We start from the raw sequence: 17547 nt of genomic DNA on the forward strand, positions 1-17547 counted from the left end.
TATAACGTCTATCACTACGTCCGCCTCTTATCCTTCAACTTTGGAACCCTCGAATCGGCCAGTCATGGAGATTCTGAAGTAATTCGTTACGATACTAAAGATAAGGAATACGATTCCTCCAACTACAATATATTGTGTACTTATTCCAGTTACGATTAGTCCACATACACTAGCACCAAGTGTTGTTCCCAGGTTGGAAGAGGTTAGAAAGATCCCATTCGACAATTCGGGTGCCTCTGGTGCTGCCGATACCACCCAATATTGAGTGATATTGCCCCCTATGCCTCCTATGATCCCCCAAATGAAAATAAGGAAGGCTGTTGGCACACTGAATTGTCCGAAGGTGAACAACAAGATGTATATCGTTATTAATGCAATGGGATACATCTTGATCGTTCTTAAAGGGAAATTAGCGAGCAGTTTCCCTGCTATCATGTTCCCAACCATATTGGCCAAGCCATATAGAAATAACAACACACTGACGGTGTTCCAGTCATATCTTGTCACGGTTTTCAGAAACTCAGCAAGGTAACTATAGACCCCAAATACAGCTCCGTTCATGAAAATCACGCCAGCAATGGATAGCCACATCACGGATCTTCTCAATACATACAGATGAGTACCCATAGAGATTCTTTTCGTAACTGGCATTGAGGGCACAAAAAGAAGTGTTGCTACAAATGTGACGATCGTTACGGCGGCAAAGAACAACATCGCATAGAACAACGATGTGCTGGTGGCAATCAAGCTCGAAAGGGGTACTCCAAGTACCATGCCTGCCGACACGCCTACAAATACTTTAGCCACTGCCTTCGGCGCTTCTTCCTTGGGGACTGACGCCGCTGCGACCGTAAATGCCAATGAGCAATAGACAGGATGGAAAAAAGCCGGAACGACACGTGCAATGACCAATACCGTAAAGTTCGATGTGATGGCGGAGACCAGGCTGCCCACAATAAAAATCCCAAGTACAAACAACATAACATACTTGCGGTTCATTCCCGAAAATAATAAGGGTAAAGTGGGACCAGATACAGCAACCGCAAGCGCAAAAAGACTCACAATCAAACCAGCGGTTGAGATACTGACCTCGTAATGTTCTGCAATCAAAGGCAAGATTCCGATTACGCCCATCTCCGTATTTAAAATACTGAATACACCAAAGGTCAGAATGAATACAAAAAGGTGATTTCGTTTAGTTGTCATATGCCATGGATTTAGAGAGATCCCGGTAAGCATTGATCTCTGTCTGAAGGTTGGCAATTTTCTGCTCTGCAATGTCTATCGCGTCGGCTCCTGCAATGAAGCGTTGCGGCGGTTGGGCCTCGTTTGCAATTTGAAGGAGAGCATTGGCAAGTTTTTTTGGGTCTCCAGGTTGTTGCCCGTTCTGATTATTAAAAAATTCCAGATGACCAGCTCTCCGATCATCATAGTCCTCAATCGAAGGCTTAGCGAAAGTTGAGGATGCATCGGTAAGAAATTCCGTTCGGAAAAATCCGGGATTGACTATAGTCGTATGAATACCGAAAGGAGCTACCTCAGGAGCCAATGCCTCCATCCATCCCTCAAGCGCAAATTTTGCAGCACTATATGCCGAATTATATTCAAATCCTGAAATGCCAGCGCCCGAAGAGATCGAGATAACATGTCCTGAACGTTGGGTGCGCATCACAGGTAATATGGCCCGGGTAACGTGCATGGAACCAACCAACGCCACCTGTAGCTGATGTTCAATCTGGTCAGGGGTCAGTTCCTCAAAATACCCTCCACAGAAATGTGCCGCATTATTTACGAGTACATCGATCGCCCCGAACCGTTCAATTGCCGCCTTAACTGCGGCATGTGCATCAGCAGGCTCGCAAACATCTAATGGGACAACCATTACATTCTCGGAATCACCGATCGCACGAACCACTGCATCGGGATTTCGGCCGGTAGCAACAACCTTGTGTCCAGCATTTAAAGCAGCCTTAGCAATAGTTGTGCCCATACCTCGACCAGCGCCAGTGATAAACCATACTTTTGTCTTATCCATATCATTCATTCCTTTCAATTTCTTCTCCAGTTGCCTTGCTTTTTAGTTTAGCGTTTATACACCACATAGCAAATACTCATATCTTATAACAAGTTATGCTTGAAAGGCATTTCTGTAAGGTTTATTGTAGAATATAAAGGATAAAGGAGGAGTTAAAATGGAGATTAGAGTATTGCGTTATTTTCTTACGGTCGCCAGAGAAGGAAGTATTACACGCGCTGCTGATTTCTTGCATGTTACGCAGCCCACCTTGTCCAGACAATTGAAAGACCTTGAACAAGAGTTGGGAAAGAAATTATTTATTCGCAGTAGTTACAGTATTATTCTCACAGATGAAGGTATGCTTTTAAGAAATAGGGCTGAAGAAATTGTGGGTATGGTCGATAAATTAGAGGCAGAATTTGAATCCATGGAAGAAACCATAAGTGGAGATATTTATATTGGCGGTGGAGAAACGGAAGCCATGAAACAGATTGCAAGAGTGGCAAAAGACGTACAGAATAAATATCCCAATATACGCTATCACCTATACAGCGGCAATGAAGATGATGTAACTGAGCGGCTCGACAAGGGGCTCCTTGACTTCGGTATTCTAATCCAGCCAGCGGATGTTTCCAAATATAACTATATCAATTTCTCCGACAAAGATGTTTGGGGAGTGGTTATGAGAAAAGAAAGTCCACTCGCCTCCAAAGATACGATTCGATCCACAGACTTATTACATGTTCCATTGATCTGTTCACGACAGTCAATGAAGCAGACATTTTCAAAAAATGAGTTTGCGGATTGGTTTGGTGAAGATTTTGACAAATTAAACGTGGTTACTACATACAATCTTGCATATAATGCTGCCATTATGGTTGAAGAAGGTATTGGTTATGCATTAACACTTGATAAAATAGTGAATACGTCTAGTGAAAGCGACCTTTGTTTCAGACCTCTAGAGCCAAGACTTGAATCTGGCTTAAATATCGTTTGGAAAAAACATCAGGTCTTTTCGACTGCTGCGGATTTGTTTTTAAAAGAAATTCAGGCTAAATTTTAGACTGATAAAGGGATTAACGTGAGTACAAGAAGAAACCCACCGGAGTTTAATTCTCGGTGGGTTTCTTTATCACTTGTTCTATCCCCAACAAAATCAGCTTCAAGCCAAACTCAAAAGCTCCGTCGGTTCCCATAACCTCAAACAGACCATTCTTATACATCCTACTGAAGAGTCCAGCTTCCTTCTCACTCATAGAGTCCAGAAGATGGATCATCTCTTCACCCTCAAGTGCTTCCTTGTCCTTAAGGACAGCAGATATATTGCGCTGATGCTGATAATCGTCCAGTACGAAATAGAATACATAGTTGACTAGTGTAAGAACTGCCTGTAATTTCTGCTCTTGCTCTAGTGGTGTTGATTCCATGCAGAGCAACATGCGGTTGGTGAAGCGGATCATGTCCGGTTCATGGGGCAGCGTCATCATCATGAGCTGTGTGGAGCACGGGTATCTGCTGAGCACGCTCCGTACCGTCACCGCAAGCCCCTCCATCTGCTCCTTCCAGTCTCCTTCAGTGTGAAACTCGTCCAGAATAATTTTCGATATCTGGTTGGCCAGACGCTGGTAGAGCGTCTGCTTGCTTTTGAAGTACCAGTATAGAGATGGAGCCTGAATCCCCAGCTTGTCTGCCAATCGTCTCATGCTGAATTTCTCGATGCCCTCTTCTCCGAGAAGCTCCCACGAAATTTCCAAAATCTTATCTTCCGAAATCTGAGGCTGTTGTTTTTTCATCGGTATCCGCCCTTTTATCTAACAGTGTAAGTTTATGCTTTACAGGTTCATAAGTTCATGATAACATCTAACACTGTAAGGTTCAATCTAACGGTGTTAGATTAAATCAATATTAACGAAGAAAGTAGTGACCCACATGGATGCAGAAAACCTCCATTACTTTGAAAAAGCACCAATCGCCAAAGCCGTAGCTCACTTTGCTGTCCCAATGATGCTAGGCACGTCAATGAGTGTTATTTACTCCATCTTGAATGCCTATTTCCTTGGCACACTGGGTAATACGGCAATGTTAACTGCACTTGCACTAACTTTACCTTTATTCGCGGTCATCATGGCCCTTGGTAATTTAATTGGTATAGGCAGCGGTACATTCATCTCTCGTTTGCTGGGAGAGAAAAAAGTCGATGATCTGAAACATGTATCTTCATTCGCCTTTTACAGTAGTTTAGTTCTCGGAATTATTGTGATGGCCGTTGGCCTCCCGCTGATCGAACCAATCGTTCATGGGCTGGGGGCAACGCCAGAGTCCTTCGGATTTACGAAAGAGTATGTCACGATTATGCTTATTGGTTCACCCTTCGTCATCTTATTCTTCACGCTGGAGAATATCGTGCGCTCAGAAGGTTCAGCAATCACCTCAATGACCGGTATGATTCTCAGTGTTGTTATAAATATTGTTCTTGATGCATTATTCATTTTTGTCTTCCATTGGGGTGTGATCGGCGTTGCATCTGCTACTGTTATCTCCAACTTGGTTGCGAGTGCATTTTACGCTTATCATATGAGTTATAAGAGTCAATTCTTAACCGTTTCCCTGAAATGGTTCAAGGTGACGAAGGACATCCTGAGCAATGTGTTCAAAATCGGTGTTCCCGTCTTTGTTATGAGTGTCTTCTTGGGTGCAATGTCGCTTATTCTTAACCTTTTTCTTGTCGAATATGGGGATCAGGCCGTTGCGGGGTATGGAATCTCATCACGTTTATTGCAATTTCCTGAGTTTATTCTGATGGGCTTGTGTGAGGGAGTTGTGCCGTTGATTGCCTTCTCATTCACAGCGAACAAATTACGCATGAAACAAACGATTGGATTCACGATCAAAGCTATTTTGGGTTTAGCCGTCGTGTTCGGTATTATCGTTTATCTGATCTCTGACCACTTGATTGGTTTATTTACGACTGACCCGCAATTAATTGAAATGGGTAGCTACATTCTGCATGTAACCTTTTTATCCTTGTTTATTACAGGAATGACTTCTTTGTTTATGGGAATCTTCCAAGCAACAGCCCAAGGAACCGCCGCATTTGTTATGTCCATAATTCAAGGAGTTACGTTAATTCCTGTATTGTATATCGCTAATCAAATGAACGGCTTTCATGGAGTGATCTGGTCGCTCGTTATTGCGGATGCCGTCGCGTTCCTAGTTGGGGCCATCATGTTATATGTTTTGCGGACAAAATTGCAGCCGGATCTGGAACATTTGGTACAGTAATTTCGCAAATGTTTTTCAGAAAAATAACACCGCCCCAAGTTTGCTACCTATTTTCCCATCTTCGTCTCCTTTGATCGCTGTTTGCATAAATTAGCATCATAAGTAACAAGGGTCTCGGAGGGATGAACAATGAATGAAATATGCAAAAATGTTAAATCGATAGACGCCAATCCAAATAAGTTCGGTTTTTATAGAGACATTATGGAATGGATGACTTCCGTTTCTCCCGGCGGCGAAGATAAACTTGACCCTTTTGATTTTGGCGGAGCTGCTGAATTCAAGCTCCCCAAAACCCTTGAAACGGAGATTCACCGTTATTTGATGCCATATACCCTGCATCCCCAAGGTGGGTATATTGCATATATATCGAATGGGCGTGTTTGGGGAACATCAGGTGCTATCCTGGCATCCGACGGAAAACTGATCTTCGACCTTTCCCCGGAATACGATGCACGACAAAATAGAATGATGATATTGGAAGAACACCCCGCTTTGCATCGCGAGATATCTCAAGAACCTCGACATATCCAGGGGACTGCTGCCGTTTTAACTTTTTGCGGAAGTCATCTCATGGTTCTTTTGTGAAAGAAACGTTAGCAATGTTTGGCGTCTCGGATTCGGCCGTGATTCGTACTAGAGATGATCTGGAAATTCAGGCCGATCAATTGATCGTGCCTTCCCTAATGATGAATTCCCACTATCCGCCTTGGGCCACAACTATCCTTCGGACATTTATGCTACCCGGACGTGACACAACACTCCATTCCCCCGTTCGCATTTTCATATCTCGGAGCAAAGCCTCTGCCCGACGAATAGCTAATGAAGATGAAGTCATCCACGACTGGGTATGCTTCGGATGCTGAATATTCCTTTTGAATCTCTGGTCATGAATCCGAACCGCCGTTTAGAGGCGTACGGATTTATTCCAGTTTGCCTGGAGGATTGGACCATATCCCAACAAGTCCAGCTTTTTGCTTCCGCAAAAGCAATCGTTTCACCCCATGGAGCCGGACTGGCCAATCTTGCTTTTTGTACTAAGGGAACTCGTGTTATCGAAATTTTTCATATCCGGCATGTTGTACCTACTTACTGGATGATCAGTAACCATAACCAACTTGATTATTACATGATGTATGGGCAAGAAGACGGGACAACACAGGAGCGTTTTCCGGGGTTGGAGGACTTCTACGTGGATCTGGATCGGCTGGAACAGACTCTTCGTTTAGCTGGACTAACTGAACATAGCTAAGTTTCTACACCAAAGCTAAAGTATGATTATATTTGTTTTAACTTGTTGGCCGTTCTGATAACAAAAAAACCACGGCACCAAGTTTGGCACCGCAGTATAAGGATCATTATGCTATTGGATTTCTTTCATGTAAGATTTGAATTCCTCGGCGATTTCTTTGTATTTCGTATGATGCAGGTAATGTGAACCTTCCATTGGGATCATTTTGCCCTGCGCGGATTGTTTGGCTTGTGCTTCATGTAGCGGAATCCACTGCGGGTTTTTCTCGTTATTGGAAAGAACAAAGAGAAGCACTGGCAGATCACGAGGATACGTGAGTTTTTCTCCATTTTTGAAATTGGAACCCAGATGTTTAAGCTCATTTACTAATGTCGGATTTGTCGAGACTTGATTCGAAATCAACTTCATCTGTTCTTTGGTATGTTCATCATAGGCAAGTGATGCATATGAATCACCACTCACTTTATTGAGTACTCTCATTAAGCCTGATTTTTGAAGGAATTTCATTAAGTTCAAAGGTAATTTAACATCCATGCCAGGTTGATTCGGAACACTGCTATCGATCCCGACAAAAGCAGAGACTTCATCCGAATACGTGTTCACATAAGTCGCCGCGTACAGTCCCGTGATGGAATGCCCCATCAGAATATACCGATCTATACCAAGCTGCTGTACAGCTTCATGAATTTCACTAACAATATTCTCGGTGGTTCTCTCCTTTTCGGTCTGGTCGCTTAATCCATAACCGAAAGGCTCAATCGCCACAACTTTGTAATCAGGCGTCAATTCATCGATTAACAATTTGAAATCAAGCACTGGAGACGGGGTCCCTTGTCCGGGAAGTAGCACGATGGTTTGTTCGCCGCTACCTTGAATGGAAACATTCATATTCTTCCCATCGACATTGACATATTGGCCGTACGATTCGATTTTCTTTTTCTCGGCCCCATTACTTATCGTATGAACGACAAACGTGATGCCCATGAACAGCACCAGCGCGCCGACAATACCACCTATTATTTTTAACCATAAGTTCCGTTTTTTACGGCCCTTAGTCCCCGTTGTTGTTACATCCACTGTTTCTGCCATATCCATCTTCTCCTGTCCTTTATATCTGTAGAGCCGCTCTTGCGACATAGATATAGTGTAACCATGGAAGATGTCCCCTTCATGACGGGAATATGAACGGAGTATGAACAAACAAAAATTATGTTGAGGCGCATAGACTACTGTGCATAACACATTTCATGATTTTATAACGATTTACCAGTAAGTGATACTCGAAGTTCCTTCTCCTGTAACCTGGTTGTATAGTTCCAAACGTATAGCTCTAAATCTGATTTCTTAAAATCTTTATACACGTCCATATGCTTGTTCCCTAACTCTGAGAAAAAGTGGGGTACTAAGTAATGTTTTTCTTCTCCTTCAAGGAAGTAGGTTTGGTTAACCCCTCCAAATGTATTATCCGGGCTTTCTGACTCTACGTACAGATTACCGTCCTTGATATAATAGGTCCAGATGATAGGAAACCCTTCGTAATCGCTCGCAATAGTTTTCGGTTCAGTGGATATATCAGTTAGATGAATGGATGCACGACTACCTGCATGTTCATCTACCCTTTTCTTTGCGATTAAAGTCATTGGTTTGTCTACTAATGACTTAACATCCATGAGAAAATTGGATTGTTCAAAGCGCAATTCGGTTTGATTTGCATTCATTGTTCCATCAAGCGATATCAAGCCATCCATGACCTTGCCGTCCACTTGAAGTTGATAAGTCCGGTAAGGCAATCTGAAGTATTCTTCATCATGATCGATCGTTAAGCGAATTTGTGTTGGTGTTACTACCATGCCACTTATGCTTGCCTCATCAGCTAAAGAATGTATTGGAATATTCAGTTCTTTTTTATAGGTGGCCGTTTCCATTTCTTGACGAGATAAGAGTAGATTCAGGTTCCATGTGCCTTCTGTCCGTTGTTTTTCATGAGTGTATGTGAAGGTGAAGCGGCTCCCTTCTTTGAACTGCTGCTCGTTATACATTTGTCTGCTGAAATAGTCACCGGATACTCCCTCCATGCCATACTCAGGATTCTCCGTTTCTTTAATAACCTTCTGTTGACTATCATAAGCTCTGATTCCAGCCCAAGATTGTTCCTTCACCTCTGGATCAGAGAAGGTAACCTCAGAATTAATCATGATTTCGCCTTTAGCATATTTGAAGGACTGTACTTCTATTTTGTCGATCCCATTCTTTTGTATATTAAACTGCTGCGTACTTGAATCTTTAGGGTCAAGACGAATCTCTTGCTCAAGGTCTTCTAAGTAAAGAACATCAGAAATGGAGAACTGAAGATCTGATTGTTTCTCCTGCATAACCCAGTCTGTCTCAAAATACCCCTGATAAACGCCTTGTTCAGCATTCCATTTCTGATAATAGTGCCCTTCAATAGGTTGCCCATTACTGTCTTTTAAGAGCATTTGATTATATCTGATTTCTTGTTTCTCAGTTTCCAATTCTGGCTTGACTGTGTATAGTAACACGGTCCGGTTGTCATCCACAAATGCATTATGCACCGTTAATGTAACTCCGTGGGCTGTTACGCTTTGTTCAATGATCTGGCCATAACCAGCTTTAAGGGCCGACTCAATCCCTGATTTATTGGACAAGACATCGCTCCAATCATATTGTAAGGCTGCATATACAGGAGTGGCCATGACGGCTAAGGAAATACCCAGGACAATAGCTGCCTTCGTTTTCTGCCTTTGGGGTCTGTTATGAACATCATTAACTACTCGCAATTCTCCCGTTTGAATGCTATTGAACATCTTTTCAAAGTCCGGATACTCCACCTGTTCTGAGTGAATCAAATGATTCTTAACCTTGTATTCTACTGACTTCATAAGTGTTATCTCCTCTCATGTTAACTTTTTCGTAGAATTCAATTTTTTTTCGCATTAACTTTAGAGCTTTATATAATCTCGTTCGCACTGTCCCTTGTCGAATGTTTAAAGTCTCTGCAATCTCAGCTACGGATAGATCACCAATATATCGGAGAGTCACAACACTAAGAAGCTTGTCCGGCAATTTTTGGAGCTGCTGCTCCAGTTCAGCAAAGGAAAGCTTAGCCATAACAGTAGTGTCAACCGGATCATTAGATAACACTTCTTGTTTATGCAGCAACTGCATTTTGTTTTGTTTCTCGCCCTTAACTTTGTTTCTTCTAATAATGTTCAGACATTGATTCATGGCAATACGCATGATCCAGGTCCTTAGATGTGACACATTTCTCCAGTCTTGGCGGAACACGACAACAAAAACATCATGGCATACATCTTCTGCATCCTGCACGTTTTTGAGCATATACAGACATGTGCGATATACGTCTTTGTTGTACGTATGGAATAGTTCATGCTCGGTCACTTCCGGCACTCCTTTCTTGTGGGGATATAATATAGACAAAGTAGAGTCGGAATTTATTCACTTTTTCTTTGAGTAAGCGTTTTTTTGATACAAAAAAAAGGAGAACTGCCATTACACAAGCAGTTCTCCTTAGGATAAGACAGTTTCTTAGTGATCTAAGAACACAAGCTGAATGAAGAACAATACCGCAAAAATGTAGAAGATTGGATGAACATCTTTACCTTTTCCACGAAGCAGCTTAAGTACCGGATAAAAGATGAAACCTACTCCGATGCCAGTCGCAATACTGTGTGTCAATGGAGTAAGGATGATAATCAGGAAGGCAGGAAATGCTTCTTCGAGATCATCCCATTTGATTTTGCTGATAACGTTGATCATAAAGTATCCAACAATGATCAATGCCGGAGAAGTGATCGCCGGAATGCTTGATATTACACTTACGATCGGTGTGAAGAACAAGGTTAGCGCAAGCAGCACACTTACCGTTACCGCTGTCAGTCCCGTTCTTCCTCCTGCGGCTACCCCTGTGCTGGACTCGATATAAGCTGATGTTGGGCTTGTTCCGAGCAAAGCGCCACTGGTTGTTTCCTACGGCATCTGCCAATAATGCGCCACGCGAGCGTGGGAATTTACCATCCTTAAGCAATCCTGCTTGTTCAGCAACGCCGAGCATCGTGCCTGTCGTATCAAACAGCGTGATCAGCAGGAACGTAAATATGATTGTATACAATCCATTCGAGAATACCCCTGCCAGATCCAGTTGCAAAGCCGTTGAAGCGAGGCCATGCGGCATGGATACAATCGATTCCGGCATTTGGAATAGTCCCATGATCCAGGCAAGTATCGCTGTTACCACCATTCCGATGAACAGGTAACCTTTCACATTGTAAGCCATCAGCACAACGGTAATAATCAATCCGATAATAGTCAGATAAGCCATTGGCTCAGCCAAGTTTCCGATCGTAATCAAATTCGATTCTGAATCGGCAATAATCCCGGCATTTTGCAAACCTACCGTTGTAATAAACAATCCGATCCCTGCGGTTATGGCATGTTTTAAGCTAGCAGGAATTGCATCTAGCAACATGTAACGGAATGAAGTCAGTGATAAAATAATAAACAAAATCCCTGCTATAAATACGGCTCCCAGTGCAACCTGCCAAGACACGCCATACCCTGCAACTACGCTATAGGCAAAGAATGCATTCAGGCCCATACCCGGCGCGATGACGATTGGATAATTGGACCATATTCCCATAATCAGAGTTCCCACAATACTTGCCAGTACCGTTGCTATGAATACTCCGTTAAAGTCCATGCCTGTGCTGCTGAGTATTCCTGGGTTTACGATAACTATGTATACCATTGTGAAAAATGTTGTAACCCCTGCGATAATCTCTGTGGGGATGCTCGTGCCTCGTTCTTTAAGTTTGAACCATTTGTCCATGGTAAAGCCAGCCTCCAACTTTCAAATTATACTCCAAAGCTAAAAACAAAAAATCCTAATCTTCATATAGGATTGTAATATTGTCGCTCCTATATTCGTTGTTAGGATTTAAAGATTCAACAGCTAAGCTCTAAACTAAACATAAAGATACTCATATCTGTTTTCAACCTGAAGTCCATTTCGTATTCTAATTAAAATTACATGTAATGTCAATGAATAAACGATTTGTTCACAGTTATTTACGAACTATACAGACATTATATCATACTTTCATTCGTTTTTAGAATAAAGTATGTACGTATAGCTCAATGTCTGCAATATATGAAGAAAGACTGCCAGCAATGTTCACTGACAGTCTTTTGCTTAATTCGTAGTAGGTTTCTCTTCATATTCGCTGGATAATTCTTTAAGCGATTTGATTTTGCCATGGGGATGCTGTTCTTGCTTTCGTGACTTCCAGGCAGCTTCTTTTCTTTTCTTCTGGTCAGCCATACAAGATATCCTCCTCTGGAAACTGAGATGTATACTACTTCTTTATGATGTCATTCCTGGACAACTTTATTCTGCATGCATAGCTAATAAGAGAATTAGGCAAGCATATAAGACAAATTAGATATCGGTTTTTAGAGCAGGAATGCAATAATATAGACATGCCACAACTGGAGGTTAATATATGCACAAAGTAATTTTAAATAATGGTGTTGAGATGCCTATTCTCGGCTTTGGTGTGTTTCAGATTGCAGATGCAAACGAATGTGAACAAAGTGTTATGGATGCCATATCGGCTGGGTATCGTCTCATTGATACAGCTGCCTCTTATCTAAACGAGGAAGCCGTGGGCAGAGCGATCAAACGTAGTGGCGTGGCCAGAGAAGAATTATTTGTCACGACAAAACTTTGGGTTCAGGATACGGGTTATGAACGTACCAAACAAGCATTTGAAAAATCTTTGGAACGATTGCAATTGGACTATTTGGATTTATATTTAATTCATCAACCTTTTGGAGATGTACATGGTTCTTGGCATGCAATGGAGGAGTTGTATCGTGAAGGAAAAGTACGTGCAATCGGAGTGAGTAACTTCCAGCCAGATCGTCTGATCGATTTGATTCTGCAAAACGAAGTAACCCCTGCTGTAAACCAGGTCGAAACACATCCTTTCAACCAGCAGATCTCAACTGGACAATTCATGAAAGAAAATAATGTTCAGATCGAATCTTGGGCACCATTTGCTGAAGGGAAAAATGACTTGTTCCAGAATGAGGTATTGCTATCTATTGGTGAAAAGTACAACAAATCGGTTGCTCAAGTGGTTTTGCGTTGGTTGACGCAACGTGAAGTCGTTGTTATTCCAAAATCGGTTCGTAAAGAAAGAATTATTGAGAACTTCAATATTTTTGATTTTGAATTAAGCCAAGCAGATATTGAGTCGATTACTGCGCTAGATACCCAACAGAGCCTATTCTTCTCCCATAACGATCCTGAAATGGTGAAATGGATTAGTACTCGCAAACTAGATATTTAATCCTATCTATCCAATAACAATCTATTCCTTCTCTTCACGGGGAGGTCAAAAAATCCGATTCCGGCATTTCGGAATCGGATTTTTCATTTATTGCGCCTCAATATATAGAGAATTCAGAAGTTAATTGGCAGGACCCAGATTAATCAAGCTGACCTCGGATAATGAGACGGTTGTGTTGCCATCTTGCACACCATCAATGTTACCCAGATCAAATGAGATTCGAGTATTCGCATAGCTGTCTTCTGTTGCATCAAATGTAAACGTGAACTCCTGTTCTTCTGGAGTCAAATCAACTCGTGCCCCAAAGAACCCATGCCATTCATAGTTGGCAGCGGCATCGACCCATCCAATCCCCAAACCCAATTTCCTGGACTTCTCCGCTTTGGCTTTAAACGTTAATTTATATTTAAAACCTTGCTGTATGCCAAATCCTTCATTGATGACTTGACGATCCCATGGATGCTGGCCTGCATGACCAATTTTGGCTTGAAGCTGTTGATTGCTAACTTGCATCTCAAGGTCCGCTGCATTACCATCCGCGTGGGTAAACCAACCTTCCTTACCTTTGGAGAAGTCTCCATTGGGAATAAGGTTAACATGAGCTGGCTGCCCTCCTTGATCTGCATTCGGATTAACTTCATATAACTGGACGTTATTGATGTTAATCGAGTGTTCACCTGTAGATAGCGGATACCCTAATCCAAATGCAAGCATGGCTGCCGAATCGGAGGTATCCCCCATAGTAAAGGTGTAAGTATACGACTTTTGATCCGCAGTTAATTCCACTTCTTCTTCAAAATACTTCACAAAATCCCCTGCATTCTGAGAAAGAACCGCTTGCATGGATTTAGGACTTGAAGCAGATGCCTCGAAGGTAAGTCGGTACGTTTTGTTTGCATCCAGTTTGATCTGACCTTGTTGTAACAAAGCATCCCACCAATGTTCACTTGTACCAGGCAATTTAATCGTTAATCCTTCGCCCTCGTCATGTGAGGCTGTCAGATGATTAGGAGTCAGCTCCCAATGATTCAGATCAGCTGTTAACTCACTGTTCTGAATTTTGTTTTGTGAAATATCCACCCAGCGTGTATTATAATCTGCTCCTTCAAAATTCACATAATAGGGTTTGCCTGCTGTCAAGTTGACCCCTGGAAAATACACCGTTTCGTATGCTTGCCATCCACCCGTGTCTCCGAGACTCAGGTCTGATTGTGCAACGGTTGTCCCTTGTTCATTCTGAATACTGAACTGAACCTTGGAATCACTTTTTCCACTGGCCATTCGGGCAGACAGAACATATACTCCGTCGTGAGCTACATCGATTTTATATTGCAGCAGATCTCCCTGATCCATGTAACTGACATGTTTTCCTCCTTCTACGGAGTCCTCCAGTTGTAAGCCCTGCATCATCCAGGCTTCGGTTGCAGGTACATGTGCGTAGCCATTCACTGACAGAGGTTTTCCGCGTTTCGTCAGACGAACATTGTCCACATATACCTTACCTTTAGAACTGCCGAATAACAGTCTTAACTCGGATTGTGCGATTGATGCTCCATCTCCAATGATAATTTCTCCAGTGAATGTTTTCATTTCTTGGTTCAAGGAGAGGTTTTGTCCTTGATGAACCTGCACCGTATGCCCATTACTGCTGACAACATCAATGTCGAGGCTTCGCGGTGTGTCTGCCTTGGCATCTAAGGAGAAACCATACGTTGTATTCGCTTCCAGCATCAAATCCGGTTGGTTCACCAAAACTTGCTGTGGGTCACCATTCGTTTGAGTAACATCAACAACCAGCTGGCGCTCCATAATCGGGAATTTCGAAAAGTTATTTACACTTATATTGGCTGCCGCACTGTCCTGAATGCTGTTTGACCAGAATCCCAGACGCTCCTTGCCTTGATCGAATGTGCCATTGTAAATAAAGTTGCCATCAGGTAGCGCGTTTCGTTCGACAGTTAACGGATCAGCTTCACCCACCTCGATCAGTCTGACATTGGCAAACCAAACGGTTGTATCATCCAGCCCCAGATTAAATTCGAATCTGGCATTGTTATCCGATCCATCCCGCATATTGAAGGTATAGTCATAGGATTGCCAATCTGTCGTGAGTGCAAAGGTGTTATCACCCGAATAATTCGTCCAGCTTTTTTCAAATTGGTTCAGTTTGGACATAATTGTACGGTTAGCAGATGCTTTCGCATCAAATTGTATCTTGTACTTTTTGTTTTTCTTGATATACATCGGCATCTGAGTGAGTTGAACCGAGTAGTTTTCAGTTCCTGATGCATCAATGGTAACTTCTGCTGCTTTCCCTTTCTGCTCATCCGTTACAACTTTGACACTGCCAGCTCCATCAGCATTTGTAATGAATTTCCACTGAAGAGGCACTCCATTGTCTGCAGACCCTTCCGAAAAACGATCATTGTAGATTTGATTGCCATCGGCTTGTGGTTCACGTTGTTGTGCAGGCTCGATGGGATTTGTTGTTACATCAGGCCATGTGTCTAGATTTTTGTAAGAATATACTCGCACAAAATCAACATTCATCTTTTCGGAAGTGAAGTTGCTTTCAGGTGAGCCCGGCCAGTCTCCTCCAACTGCCAGATTCAGAATCAGATAGAATGGACGATCAAATGGTGCAGGGAACGTATAATACTCGGGTTGGCCCGCGGCCTTCGTTTGCCAGTTGGTCACTTCATGATGCAGCTTTCCATCCACATAGAAACGAATCATACCCGGCAACCATTCCACCTGGAAATCATGATAATCGTCAGCGAAAGTTTCTCCCTTCGGAAGAGTAAGGCTTCCCTGATCGTGTCCATGGGAGCCGTCAGGCTTCACACTGTCATAATGCAATGTGCTATATACCTTGTTATTACTCTCTTTGCCACCAATTAGCTCCATAATATCGATTTCTCCAGAGGCAGGCCATCCACCATAATGGGCTTCATCTGTTGGCATCATCCATATGGCAGGCCACATGCCTTTTTCAATCGGAAGCTTTGCACGTACAACTACTTTACCGTAGGTCCAGTCGCCTTTTCCCATGGAGATCAGTTTGCCAGAGCTGTAATCCTTACCATTTTTCGGACCCTTTTTTGCTTCAATTTGCAACACGCTTCGATTCTGATCTTTCGTAATGCGAGTGTTATCCGGGCTGTAATATTGCATTTCATTGTTATAAACGAGTCCTGTATCCTGCACGGTCCATTTGGAAGAATCAATCGCGGGCCCGTTGAACTCATCATTCCAGACCAGCTCCCATTGATCATGCGGAATCGTTGTTGCAGGAACCGGTTGTTCGCCCGCCGGATTGCTTGGTGTTGATGGTGTAGACGGTGATTGTCCGTCTGGAGAAGATGGTGTGGGTGTGCTTGTCACATTTGTTGAACCACCAGGCTGCGATGAAACAGGTTGTTGGGCTTCACCCACCATGGATGTGCGCAATCCTTGTTTTACTTTTTCTCCGTTGATCACAACTTCATCGGCATCTACACTCAATTTTCGGATCGTACCTTTGGTATCCATTCGAGTCTGACTCGCTTCTGCATGGATATTCATGGAATCAATCAGGCTGTTTGAAGAGATCTCCAGAATGGATCTCTGCATTACATGCATCTCCTGAATGTTGCTTTCTTCCGTAATGGCAACTCTGACGGGCTCCCCACGTTTGTCAACGACTACTCGATTCAGCTTGGAGTTGCTAATGTTGATGGAATGACTTCCTCCGCCTTTAATGATGACACTTCCTGTAACAGTTACGCCCTGAAGAACAACAGATCCCTCGTCAATGCCTTCTGCCAGCAGCAGATTTCCATTAACAATCATATTTTTTAACGTGACATCCGTTGAATTAATAATCAAGTTGCCATCCACCCGGGACTCATAAATACCAGGAGCACTTTTCACATCTGCAATCATCTCCGACAACATTGCTGCCGTCTCTGCTCGTGTAATCGGGGATTTGGGATTTAATTTACCTTGGAAACCTTTAAGAATATTTTCGTTCACCATATAGGTAAGCGCTTTCTTTGCGTAACTGGAAATGTCATCTTCATCCTGAAATTTCAATTGTTCACTATCTTCATTTGTAGCCGCTGAAAGTTGAAAAGCTCGATCTACCATAACCGCTGCATCTTGGCGTGTAATCGGTTGTTGTGGTGACAGATGATCACGATCTGTTCCTTCGATGATGCCAGAACCATTCGCTCGTACCATCACGTCATAGTACCAATCGTCTGAAGTCACATCCACATATGAACCAGTCGCCGCATTACCGGTGAAACCAAAGGCTCGATCCAGAATCATCACGAATTCAGCTCGGCTAATGACCTGACTGGGCTTGAATGTACCGTCAGTATAACCTTTCAATAGATTCAAATCTTGCAACCGTGTAACTGCAGATTGTGACCAATGCCCGGTCAGGTCTGTATAGGGAACAGAGAAGTGCAGGCTTTTCGCCTGCACATTTCCCACCTCCGCTTGACCCTGTACACTTTCTGCTCCAACAGTTGCTGGATAAACGAGAGAAGCCATTAAACTCCATGCCACCATACATGCCAGTCCTTTTCTCATCCTTCTTCCTCCCTCAGCTCAGTTATCCT

Annotated in this window: 14 protein-coding genes and 1 pseudogene; 6 read left to right on the forward strand and 9 right to left on the reverse strand. The window is 42.9% G+C overall.

The genetic code is table 11. The annotated features are described in order from the left end of the window. Positions 1-27: 27 nt before the first annotated feature. Both QF049_RS07940 and QF049_RS07945 read right to left on the reverse strand, forming a co-directional pair. Positions 28-1206, reverse strand: coding sequence for an MFS transporter (locus QF049_RS07940; RefSeq protein WP_307536334.1), 1179 nt, complete (start codon positions 1204-1206; stop codon positions 28-30). Continuing rightward, positions 1196-2044, reverse strand: coding sequence for an SDR family NAD(P)-dependent oxidoreductase (locus tag QF049_RS07945; protein ID WP_307536336.1), 849 nt, complete (start codon positions 2042-2044; stop codon positions 1196-1198). Before QF049_RS07945 ends, QF049_RS07940 begins: the two co-directional genes overlap by 11 nt. Before the next feature lie 148 nt (positions 2045-2192). On the opposite strand from QF049_RS07945, the gene QF049_RS07950 reads away from it, so the two are divergent. After that, positions 2193-3080, forward strand: coding sequence for a LysR family transcriptional regulator (locus QF049_RS07950; RefSeq protein ID WP_307536338.1), 888 nt, complete (start codon positions 2193-2195; stop codon positions 3078-3080). A 46-nt stretch (positions 3081-3126) separates the two neighbouring features. Here the strand turns inward: QF049_RS07950 and QF049_RS07955 are convergent, their stop codons facing one another. Then, the gene (locus tag QF049_RS07955) at positions 3127-3810 is read right to left on the reverse strand and encodes a TetR/AcrR family transcriptional regulator C-terminal domain-containing protein (protein ID WP_307536340.1); all 684 of its coding nucleotides are present in this window, start codon (positions 3808-3810) and stop codon (positions 3127-3129) included. A 136-nt stretch (positions 3811-3946) separates the two neighbouring features. Between QF049_RS07955 and QF049_RS07960 the strand changes: the two genes are divergently transcribed. The 4 genes from QF049_RS07960 (at position 3947) to QF049_RS07975 (ending at position 6548) form a co-directional block, all read left to right on the forward strand. Beyond that, on the forward strand, positions 3947-5299 hold the full coding sequence (locus QF049_RS07960) for an MATE family efflux transporter (protein WP_307536342.1): 1353 nt from the start codon (positions 3947-3949) through the stop codon (positions 5297-5299). A 129-nt stretch (positions 5300-5428) separates the two neighbouring features. Further along, positions 5429-5884: a hypothetical protein gene (locus QF049_RS07965; protein WP_307536345.1), complete on the forward strand. Its 456-nt coding sequence runs from the start codon at positions 5429-5431 to the stop codon at positions 5882-5884. Continuing rightward, complete coding sequence (locus tag QF049_RS07970; RefSeq protein WP_307536347.1) at positions 5881-6162, forward strand: glycosyltransferase 61 family protein; 282 nt, start codon at positions 5881-5883, stop codon at positions 6160-6162. The genes QF049_RS07965 and QF049_RS07970 overlap by 4 nt, the downstream gene beginning before the upstream one ends. Beyond that, positions 6147-6548 (forward strand): glycosyltransferase family 61 protein, encoded by a 402-nt coding sequence (locus QF049_RS07975; RefSeq protein ID WP_307536349.1) that lies wholly within the window; start codon positions 6147-6149, stop codon positions 6546-6548. Before QF049_RS07970 ends, QF049_RS07975 begins: the two co-directional genes overlap by 16 nt. A gap of 111 nt (positions 6549-6659) precedes the next feature. On the opposite strand, the gene QF049_RS07980 is transcribed toward QF049_RS07975, so the two are convergent. The 5 genes and pseudogenes from QF049_RS07980 to QF049_RS08000 all read right to left on the reverse strand — a co-directional run bounded on the left by QF049_RS07980 (position 6660) and on the right by QF049_RS08000 (position 11907). Further along, a complete protein-coding gene (locus tag QF049_RS07980) occupies positions 6660-7637 on the reverse strand; it encodes an alpha/beta hydrolase (RefSeq protein WP_307536351.1) in 978 nt (325 codons plus the stop codon). A gap of 164 nt (positions 7638-7801) precedes the next feature. Beyond that, the gene (locus QF049_RS07985; RefSeq protein WP_307536353.1) at positions 7802-9448 is read right to left on the reverse strand and encodes a DUF4179 domain-containing protein; all 1647 of its coding nucleotides are present in this window, start codon (positions 9446-9448) and stop codon (positions 7802-7804) included. Next, entirely contained in the window at positions 9423-9968 is a 546-nt protein-coding gene (locus QF049_RS07990) for an RNA polymerase sigma factor (RefSeq protein ID WP_091030217.1), read from the reverse strand. The genes QF049_RS07985 and QF049_RS07990 overlap by 26 nt, the downstream gene beginning before the upstream one ends. A gap of 147 nt (positions 9969-10115) precedes the next feature. Then, positions 10116-11415 (reverse strand): annotated as a pseudogene (locus QF049_RS07995) (NCS2 family permease). Positions 11416-11778: 363 nt separating this feature from the next. Beyond that, positions 11779-11907, reverse strand: coding sequence for a DUF6254 family protein (locus QF049_RS08000; RefSeq protein WP_219845137.1), 129 nt, complete (start codon positions 11905-11907; stop codon positions 11779-11781). A 181-nt stretch (positions 11908-12088) separates the two neighbouring features. On the opposite strand from QF049_RS08000, the gene QF049_RS08005 reads away from it, so the two are divergent. Further along, positions 12089-12940: an aldo/keto reductase gene (locus tag QF049_RS08005; protein ID WP_307536357.1), complete on the forward strand. Its 852-nt coding sequence runs from the start codon at positions 12089-12091 to the stop codon at positions 12938-12940. A 120-nt stretch (positions 12941-13060) separates the two neighbouring features. On the opposite strand, the gene QF049_RS08010 is transcribed toward QF049_RS08005, so the two are convergent. Further along, complete coding sequence (locus QF049_RS08010) at positions 13061-17518, reverse strand: carbohydrate binding domain-containing protein (RefSeq protein ID WP_307536359.1); 4458 nt, start codon at positions 17516-17518, stop codon at positions 13061-13063. Positions 17519-17547: the final 29 nt, after the last annotated feature.

Origin of the sequence: Paenibacillus sp. W4I10 (assembly GCF_030816325.1) — a bacterium.
In the GTDB taxonomy this organism is placed as follows: domain Bacteria; phylum Bacillota; class Bacilli; order Paenibacillales; family Paenibacillaceae; genus Paenibacillus; species Paenibacillus amylolyticus_B.